The organism is Streptacidiphilus anmyonensis (genome assembly GCF_000787855.1).
GTDB classification, from domain to species: domain Bacteria; phylum Actinomycetota; class Actinomycetes; order Streptomycetales; family Streptomycetaceae; genus Streptacidiphilus; species Streptacidiphilus anmyonensis.
In genome coordinates, this window is record NZ_BBPQ01000007.1 from 150,704 (window position 1) to 151,729 (window position 1,026).

The following is a 1,026-nucleotide window of genomic DNA, read 5'->3' on the forward strand; positions in this document are numbered from 1 at the left end:
CGGCCGATCTGCGACCCGCCTACAACGAGACGCGGGCGCACGCCCGCGCCGTCTTCGGCGACGACCGCCTCTATCTGGAGCGGTTCGTGGAGAACGCCCGCCACGTGGAGGTGCAGGTGCTCTGCGACCGCGCCGGGACGGTGATCCACCTGGGTGAACGCGACTGCTCGGTGCAGCGGCGCCACCAGAAGCTCATCGAGGAGTCCCCGGCACCGAACCTGCCGCAGCCGGTCCGCGAGGCCATGTGGGCGGCGGCGGTGCGCGGCGCCTCGGCCGTGGGCTTCGTGGGCGCGGGGACGTTCGAGTTCGTGGTGACGCAGGACCACGACTTCTACCTGATGGAGATCAACTGCCGGCTCCAGGTGGAGCACCCGGTCACCGAGCTGGTCACCGGCATCGACATCGTGCGCGAGCAGATCACCATCGCCGCCGGGACGCCGCTGACGATCCGCCAGGGCGACGTCGTCTGCCGCGGGGTGGCGGTGGAGTGCCGGGTCAACGCCGAGGACCCCGACCGCGAGTTCGCCCCCGCCCCCGGCGAGCTGACCGCGTTCGTGCCGCCGGGCGGGCCCTTCGTCCGGGTCGACACGCACGCCTACCCCGGCTGGCGGGTCGGGCCCGACTACGACTCGCTGCTGGCCAAGGTCGCCGCCTGGGCGCCCGACCGGCCCGCGGCCCTCACCCGGATGGACCGCGCCCTGAGCGAGTTCCAGGTGGCCGGCCCGGGTGTGCGGACCACCATCGACTTCCTGCGCCGAACCCTGGCCCATCCGCTGTTCCAGGCCGCCGAGCACACCACCGGGCTGGTCGCGGCAGCCGCCGCGGAGGAGGCCGCCCGGCTGGCCGCCGCGGCGGCGCGCGCGGCCGAGGAGACAGCCGAGGAGACGGCCATGGAGACAGCCGACGAGACGGCCATGGAGACAGCCGAGGGGACGGACGAAGACAGCCCGGCCCGGCCGCGCGAGGAGGCGGTCTCGGCGGTCGACGCCTGACCGGCGGCCCCGGGCCGGGCATGCGGGCCCGGCC

1 protein-coding gene is annotated in these 1,026 nt (G+C 75.0%); it reads left to right on the forward strand.

The features are described from left to right. Nucleotides 1-992 (forward strand): ATP-binding protein (locus tag TR50_RS10435; RefSeq protein ID WP_500802358.1); only part of this gene is annotated, 992 nt, incomplete at its 5' end. Nucleotides 993-1,026: the final 34 nt, after the last annotated feature.